5 protein-coding genes are annotated in these 7,887 nt (G+C 74.9%); all 5 read right to left on the reverse strand.

Going from position 1 to position 7,887, the window contains the following annotated elements:
* Positions 1-3,588: condensation domain-containing protein (locus E0D90_RS28375; protein ID WP_130799648.1), on the reverse strand; the 3,588-nt coding region annotated here is incomplete at its 3' end.
* A gap of 147 nt (positions 3,589-3,735) precedes the next feature.
* The gene (locus E0D90_RS21030) at positions 3,736-5,568 is read right to left on the reverse strand and encodes a non-ribosomal peptide synthetase (RefSeq protein WP_130799649.1); all 1,833 of its coding nucleotides are present in this window, start codon (positions 5,566-5,568) and stop codon (positions 3,736-3,738) included.
* Positions 5,569-5,571: 3 nt separating this feature from the next.
* The gene (locus E0D90_RS21035) at positions 5,572-6,609 is read right to left on the reverse strand and encodes a TauD/TfdA family dioxygenase (RefSeq protein WP_103502142.1); all 1,038 of its coding nucleotides are present in this window, start codon (positions 6,607-6,609) and stop codon (positions 5,572-5,574) included.
* A 144-nt stretch (positions 6,610-6,753) separates the two neighbouring features.
* The gene (locus E0D90_RS21040) at positions 6,754-7,548 is read right to left on the reverse strand and encodes a thioesterase II family protein (protein WP_130799650.1); all 795 of its coding nucleotides are present in this window, start codon (positions 7,546-7,548) and stop codon (positions 6,754-6,756) included.
* A 150-nt stretch (positions 7,549-7,698) separates the two neighbouring features.
* Positions 7,699-7,887: hypothetical protein (locus E0D90_RS26725; protein ID WP_227870372.1), on the reverse strand; the 189-nt coding region annotated here is incomplete at its 5' end.

Below are 7,887 nucleotides of genomic sequence, written 5' to 3' on the forward strand. Positions count from 1 at the left end.
GCCGGGGTCGGGGCCGTCCAGTAGCAACACTCTTTCCAGCGCGGGGAGTTCGGCAGGCTTCGGCGTGCCACCGGTCGGTGGTGTGCCGCCTCCGGACGCGGCCGGGTCGCCCGTGAGCAGCGCGGTGGCGCCGCTCGCCGCGAGGGCCGGTCCCTTCAGCTGCGCCGGCTCCAGCAGGGTGTAGGAGGCGCCGGTCTTGAGGACGGCGAGGGCGGCGGTGACGAGTGCCGGTCCTCGTGCCGCCGCGACCGCGACGACGTCGCCCGGGCGGATGCCGCCATGGGTGAGCCGGTGCGCCAGGACGTCGGCGTCGCGGTCGAGTTGGGCGTAGCCGAGGGTGGTTCCCTCGTGGCTGAGCGCGGTCCGCTCCGGGGTGTGGCGGGCCTGCTCGGTGAAGCGGTCGTGCACCGTGGCCGGGGTCTCCGGCGTGTCGGCGGTCGTGGGGGTCGCGTCGGTTGCCGCGACGGCGGTGGTGGTGGCCGCGGGTGCGGCCGGGACGGCGGCGCCGGGGTGGGGCGCGCCGTCCGTCAGGGGGATGTCCTCGATCCGGGCGGCCGGGTCGGCGGCCACGGCGGTGAGGAGCTGGGAGAGACGGTCGGCCAGCAGCCCGGCGGTGGCCGGGGTGAACAGGTCGCTCGCGTACTCCAGTACGCCCGCCAGCCCTGCCGCGCTGCCCTCGCCGTCGCGGTGTTCGGTGAGCGCGAAGGTCAGGTCGGCCTTGGCGGTGCGGGTGCCGAGCGGCACCGGAGTCCCGGCGAGAGCCGAACCGGCTTGTGTGGCCGGCCCGTTGTCGGGGTGGACCTGCACCATGACCTGCACCAGGGGGTGGTGGGCGCCGGATCGGTGCGGGGCGAGGTGTTCGACGAGCCGGTCGAAGGGGATGGCCTGGTGCGCGTAGGCGGCCAGGTCCGTCTCCCGCACCCGTTCGAGGAGTTCACCGAAGGCGGGGTTGCCGCCGGTGTCGGTGCGCAGCACGAGGGTGTTGACGAAGAAGCCGGTGAGACGGTCCAGCGCTTCGTCGTCGCGTCCGGCCACCACCGTGCCGATGGGCAGGTCGGTGCCGGCGCCGTGCCGGGTCAGGGTCGCCGCGAGCGCGGCCTGGACCACCATGAACAACGTCGCGCCGTGCTGGTGGGCGAGTCTGGTGAGGCCGCGGTGAGTGCCGGCGTCGAGGCCGAAGGTGGTCACCGCGCCCCGGTGGCTGGGGGTGGCCGGACGCGGGCGGTCGGCCGGCAGTTCCAGCAGCGGCGGCGCACCCGCCAGCCGCTCCGCCCAGTGGGCGAGCAGCCCGGCCGCGCGGCCGGTGCCGTCCTGTCCCGCCGCGCCCTCGGGGGCGTCCGGGGCGTCGAGGGCGGCCCGCTGCCAGAGGGTGTAGTCGGCGTACTGCACGGGCAGCGGCGCCCACGTCGGCGCCGACCCGGCGAGCCGCGCCCGGTAGGCGCGGTCGAGGTCGGCCAGGAGCGGGCCCGTGGACCAGCCGTCGGAGGCGATGTGGTGGAGCAGCAGGAGCAACGTCCCGCTGCCGTCCTCATCGGTGAACAGCCAGGCCCGGAACGGGATGTCGGCGGAGAGGTCGAAGGTGTGGGCGGCGGCGCCGGCCAGTGCCGCGGGCAGGGCCGCGGAGGTGACGTCGGCGCACTCCAGCACCGGACGGGCGCCGGGCAGCACCCGCTGGTACGGCTCGCTGTCGGCCACGCCGTAGACGGTGCGCAGCACCTCGTGCCGGTCGGCGACATCGGCGAGCGCGTCCGACAACACCGCCGGTTCCAGGACGCGTTCGAGCCGGAGCGCGATCGGGATGTTGAACGCGGTGCTCGGTCCCTGGAGTTGGCCGAGGAACCACAGCCCGCGCTGGGCGTAGGAGAGGGGCAGCCGCGCGGGGCGCTCCGCGGCGGGCACCGGACGCAGCGGGAGCCGCTCGCCCGTGCCCTCGCCTGCCCGTTCGCGTTCGGTGAGCCGCTGGTCCAGGCCCCGCACGGTCGGGGTCAGGAAGAGGTCGCGGATGCCTGCCTCGACGCCGAGGACGGTGCGAATCCGGTTGACCAGCTTGGTGGCGAGCAGCGAATGGCCGCCGGTACGGAAGAAGTTGTCGTCCGGACCGATGCTCTCGCGGCCCAGGGCGGAGGCGAACAGTCCTGCCAGGATCTCGCCGCGCGGCGTCAGCGGCGCACCGGTGTCCGGTTCCTCGGCCTCGTCCTCGCGCGCGGCCCGCGCCGCCGCCAGCGCACGGTGCCGTGCCGCGAGACCCTCGCGTTCGGTGGCGGAGGCCAGGGAGTCCGCGGAGGCGGCCCGCTCGGGCGCGGTCGCGAAGACCCGCAGCGCGCGCAGGCAGAGGTCGAGGACCAGCCGTGCCGTGGCCTCGTCGAAGAGGTCCGTGGCGTACTGGAGCCCGACCGCGACGCCGTCCGGCGCACCGTCGGCCGTGTGCCGCTCCGTGGCGTAGAAGGTGAGGTCGAACTTGGCCGCGGCCAGGTCGGCCATGACGGGACGGCCGGAGAGCGTTCCGAGCCGGACCTCCGGGTCCGCACCGTTCTGCAGGGTCAGCATCACCTGGAAGAAGGGGTGGTGGCCGAGCGCGCGGTCGGGGTTGAGGTGCTCGACCAGCAGGTCGAAGGGCAGGTCCTCCATCTCGTAGGCGGCGAGGTCCGCCTCGCGCACCCGGTCGACCAGCTCGGCGGGGGTGGGGTCGCCGGAGGTGTCGGTGCGCAGCACCAGAGTGTTGACGAAGAACCCGACCAGCCGCTCCAGATCGGCCTCCGGGCGGCCGGCGACGGCGGTGCCCAGCGGAATGTCGTGCCCGGCCCCGGCCGCGGTGAGCGCCTGGGCGAGCGCGGCACGCAGCACCATGAAGAGGCTGGCGCGGCGAGCACGGGCGAGGGCGGCGAGCCCCCGGTGGGTGGCGGCGTCGACCTCCCCGGTGACGGTGGCGCCGCGATGGCTGGGCTCGGCGGGGCGGGGACGGTCGGCCGGGAGCGCGGTGACCGCCGGCAGCCCGGCCAGTTCCTCGCGCCAGTAGTCGAGTTGCTCGGCCGCGAGCGACTCGGGGTCGGCCGGATCGCCGAGCACATCGTGCTGCCAGAGGGTGTAGTCGGCGTACTGCACCGGCAGCGGCTCCCAGCCGGGCGTGGCACCGGAGAGCCTGGCCCGGTAGGCGGTGTCGAGGTCGGTGAGGAGAGGGGCGAGCGATCCGCCGTCCGTGGCGATGTGGTGGATCAGCACCACCAGGGTGGAGCTGCCGTCGCCGGGGACGAACAACGCCGCCCGGTACGGAGGCTCGGTCGCGATGTCCAGGGCGGTCCGGGTGAACACCCGTACCGCTCCGGCCACTTCCGCCGGGGCGCAGCCGTGGACGGTCAGCACTCGCTCCGGCGGCGGCAGCAGCTCCTGGCGCGGCTCGCCGTCGGTGGGCGGGAAGACGGTGCGCAGCACCTCGTGGCGCGCGGCGACGTCGCGGAGCGCCGCGTCCAGCGCGCCGCTGTCCGGGACCGCGTCCAGCCGCAGCACGACCGGGGCGTTGTAGGTCGCGGACGGCCCTTCCAGGCGGTTCAGAAACCACAGCCGTCGCTGTGCGAAGGACAAGGGGATCACGGTCGTTCCTCACGGTCGGGTGACGGGCTGACGGGCTGACGGGCTGACGGTCGGGCGGATTGGCGTACTCGCGGGCCGCCGGGCGGGGAGGGGGCGACGGTCCGCCGCCCCACCCGCCCGGCGTGCGGCACGCGGCGTGCCGTGTGACTACGCCAGCGACTCGATGTGCGCGGCCAGGTCCCGCAGCCGCGGATGGGAGTAGATCGCCTTGACCGGCAGCGAGACCCCGAGTTCGGCCCGGACCCGCGCGACGAGCTTGATCGCCAGCAGGGAGTGACCGCCCAGCTTGAAGAAGTTGTCCTCGCGGCCGATCCGCGGGGCGCCGAGCACGGTCGCCCACACCCCGGCGATCAGCTCCTCCACCCGGCCGCGCGGGGCGTCGTCCGCCGGGCCGTCGGTGGCCGCCTCAGCCGCCGCCCCGTCCGGCGCCGCCGGCTCGGGCAGCGCATCGCGGTCCAGCTTGCCGTTGGCGGTGGTGGGGAACGCCTCCACCGTGACGAACGCCGAGGGCACCATGTAGGCGGGCAGCCGGGCCCCCAGGGCCGCGCGCAGTGTGGACTCCGCGATCTTCGAGGTGGTCCGCAGATAGGCGGCGAGGCCGGGCGCCCCGTTCAGCTCCTGGCGCAGCACCACCACCGCCTCGGCGACCTGTTCGAGGGAGGCCAGCGCGGCCTCGATCTCCGGGAGTTCGATCCGGTGGCCGCGCAGCTTGACCTGCCCGTCGGCCCGGCCCAGGTAGGCGAGCCGCCCGCCGGGCAGCAGCCGGCAGAGGTCGCCGGTGCGGTACATCCGGCCGCCGTCGCCGCCGACGGAGTCCGCGACGAACCGGTCGGCGGTCAGCGCGGGACGGCGGCGGTAGCCGCGGCCGACGCGGGGACCCGCGAGGTACAGCTCACCGGTCCCGCCCTCCGCCACCGGTGCCAGCTTCTCGTCCAGCAGCCGCATCCGCAGCCCCGGCATGACGGAGCCGATGTGCGGCTCCCGGCCGCCGTCGATCCAGCCGGCGGTGGCGTCCACGGTGCACTCGGTCGGCCCGTAGAGGTTGACCGCGCGCACCACCCCCGCCGCGCACTTCTCCGCGATCCGCCGCCAGAGGGCGGGCGTGATCGCCTCGCCGCCGATCAGCAGGGTCAGCGGGCGCGGTCCGCCGTCGTCGGTCAGCAGGTCGAGGAGGGCGTCGGCGTGTGAGGGGGTGATGTCCAGGTCGGTCAGCCGCGCGTCGTCGACCAGCGCCGCCAGCAGTGACGGGTCGGCGCGGGTCTCCTCGTCGATCATCACCAGGGTGTCGCCCCGGCACAGCCGCGTCCACTGCTGGACGGAGGCGTCGAAGGACGGCGAGGCGTTCCAGCCGACCCGGCCGCCCTCGGTGACGGCGATCCCGCCGGACTCCAGTTCGGCCAGCAGCGCCGAGGCCGAACTCCGGCTGATCTCGACGCCCTTGGGGGTGCCGGTGGAGCCGGAGGTGTAGATGACGTAGGCGAGGTTCCCCGGGGAGGTGACCACCGGACGGTAGGTCTCGCCGTTGTTCCCGGCGACCGGCGCGGCGGGCGGGCCGAGGGCGGGCACGCCCGTGACCGGCGGCTCGCCGTCGGTCACCACCAGGGAGGCCGCGGAGTCAGCCACCAGGTAGCGGCGCCGCTCGGCGGGCAGCTTCGGGTCGACCGGCAGGTAGGCGGCGCCCGCCGTCAAGGTGCCGATCAGGGCCACGACCAGCTCGGCGCCGCGCGGCAGCTGGAGCGCCACCACGCTCTCCGGGCCGGCGCCGGCAGCCGTCAGCCGCGCCGCGAACGCCGATGCGGCGGAGCGGAGTTCACCGAAGGTCAGCGACACCTGGCCGGCGACCACCGCCGTGCGGGCGGCCGGAACCAGGGAGAGCCGGTACAGCAGGTCGTCGGCCGGGAGGCCGGGGAAGGACGGCAGACCGGCCGCGGTGTCGGCGGCGGTGTCGTCGGCGGTGCGCTCGGGAAGGACCGCGGTCATCGCTCAGCCCTCCCCGAACGCGTCGGTGGAGGGGGCGGTGGCGGGCGCGCAGTCGGCGAGCGCGACCGGCTCACCCATCGCGACCAGGATCTTGCGGTCGCCGCGGAACGCCTCCCGGCCGTGGGCGCACAGGATGTTGTCGACCAGCATGATGTCGCCGACCTGCCAGGTCTCGCGGACCGTCACCCGGTCGTAGACGGCGTTGATCGTCGCCACGTCCTCGTCGCTGAGCCGGCTGCCGTCACCCAGGTAGGTGTTGAACGGCAGGCCGTCCTCACCGTAGGTGTCGACCAGCACCTCGCGGATGTCCTCCTCCAGGGTGCGGCTGTTCCAGAACGCGAAGTGGTTGAACCAGCTCTGCTCGCCGGTGACCGGGTGGGTGACGATCGCCGAGCGGCGCTGACGGGTCCGCATCGTCTCCTCGTCGAGCCACTCGTAACCCACCACGTTCTCCCGGCAGTACGCCTCCGCGACGCTCTTGTCCTCGGTGGCGAAGGTCTGGTACCAGGGCAGACCGGCCAGCTCGGAGTAGTTGCGGACCAGCAGCCAGCCGTAGCGGGCGAAGCGCTCGCGCAGATCCTCGGGCAGCTGCCGCAGGGCCTCCCGCATGTCGCCGACGGTGGTGGCCCCGCCCTCCTCGGGCGCCGTCACGCAGCCGAAGAGCAGCACACCGGGGAAGTCCAGGGTGTAGCTGTTCTCGTTGTGCAGCCGGATCGGCTGGATCGCCGGCAGGTCGGTGGAGGAGAAGACCCCCTCACCGAAGTCGGTGCGCGGCGTGGCCTTCTCCTTGTAGCCGGCCTGTGTCCGGATCAGCGCGTCACGGGCCTGGGCGAAGGCCGCGGCGTCGGAGACGGGCAGGCCGCGCAGCAGCACCGCGCCGGAGCGGTGCAGCTCCTCGGTGACCGCGGGACGGTTGGCGGCGAGCCAGGCGGCGGCCTCCTCCATCGACGCGAACGGCGGGACCTGCACGACGACGGGCTTGCCGGCCTCGCGCACCGGGGTGATGCCGGTGGCGGGCGCGACGGGAGCGGGAGCGGACATGGACTTCCTCCTGCGGGTGGGCGGGTTGCGGAGCGTTCTGGGGACGCCGTCTCGGCCGGGGCTCGTGGCCGATGCGGTGGTGCGGCGGTGACGCTGGACAGGCGGCTCGCGCGGCCGGCGCGCGACGGCCGGGCGCGCGGAGCGTCAGAGGGCGGGTGCCGCGGCGCTCTCGACGCCGGAAAGCACGGCGTTGACGCGGACGAAGAACGCGTCCAGCTGCTGCTGGAAGTAGAAGTGGCCACCGGGCAGGAACTCCTGGACGCAGCCGCCGGAGGTGACCTCCGCCCACGGCGCCAGCATCTCGGGCGGCGCCACCGTGTCGGCCTCACCGCCCAGCACCGTCACCGGACAGTCGACGGCCGGGAGCGCGCCGTCGAAGCGGTAGACGTCGTCGATGCCGAAGTCGGCCCGGATCGCGGGAAGGACGATCTCCCGCAGCTCCGGATCGTCGAGGATGCCGTCGTCGGTACCGCCACGCTCCTTGATCGCGGCGACCAGCTGGTCGTCGTCCAGCCGTTCCGGCAGCACCACACTCGGGTTGTCCAGGAACGGGGCCCGGCAGGCGGAGGCGATCAGCGCCCGCGGCGGCCGTCCCGCCTCGGTCAGACGGCGGGCGATCTCGAACGCCACCAGCGAGCCCATGCTGTGGCCCAGGACCACCAGGTCGCCGGTGCCCGGCGGCAGCGCCGCCAGGATCGGGCCCGCCAGGTCGTCCAGCGAGCCGGGCAGCTCCTCGGAGAAGCGGGCGCCGCGCCCCGGGTACTGGCCGACCAGCAGCGTCACGTCCTCCGGCAGATGGGCACGCCAGCCCGAGTAGGCGTGGGCGTTGCCGCCTGAGTGCGCCAGCACCAGCAGCGAGGTGCGCTGCACGGGCGCGCTGCCCGGCAGCCGCCAGACGACATCGTCGGGCGCGGGAACCTGGTCGGGGGAGTGACTCACAGCGAACTCCGTTCTTCTGGCCACGGGGCCGGGAAGCAGGGGCGGAAGGGGTGGGATGGTGCGGGGCCGCCCGGGCCGGCCGGGCAGCGATGCCGGGCCCGTGGGAGGGCGGCGGGCCGGGCGCCGGCGACGGTGGCGCCCGGGCCGGTCTCAGGGGGCGAGGAGCGAACCGTCCTCGGTGCGGCGGGTCAGCGTCGGGCGGCGGCGCCGGGCCCGCGGCCGGGCCTGTGCGGGCGAGCCGTCGGCGGGGGAGCCCGCCCCGTCCGTGCCGTTCCGCTCTGCCGCGTTCTCCTCGGCGCCGCTGTCGGTGCCGAGTTGGGTGATGTGGTGGGCGAGGGT

It is taken from the genome of Streptomyces otsuchiensis (assembly GCF_004305975.1).
In the GTDB taxonomy this organism is placed as follows: Bacteria; Actinomycetota; Actinomycetes; order Streptomycetales; family Streptomycetaceae; genus Streptomyces; species Streptomyces otsuchiensis.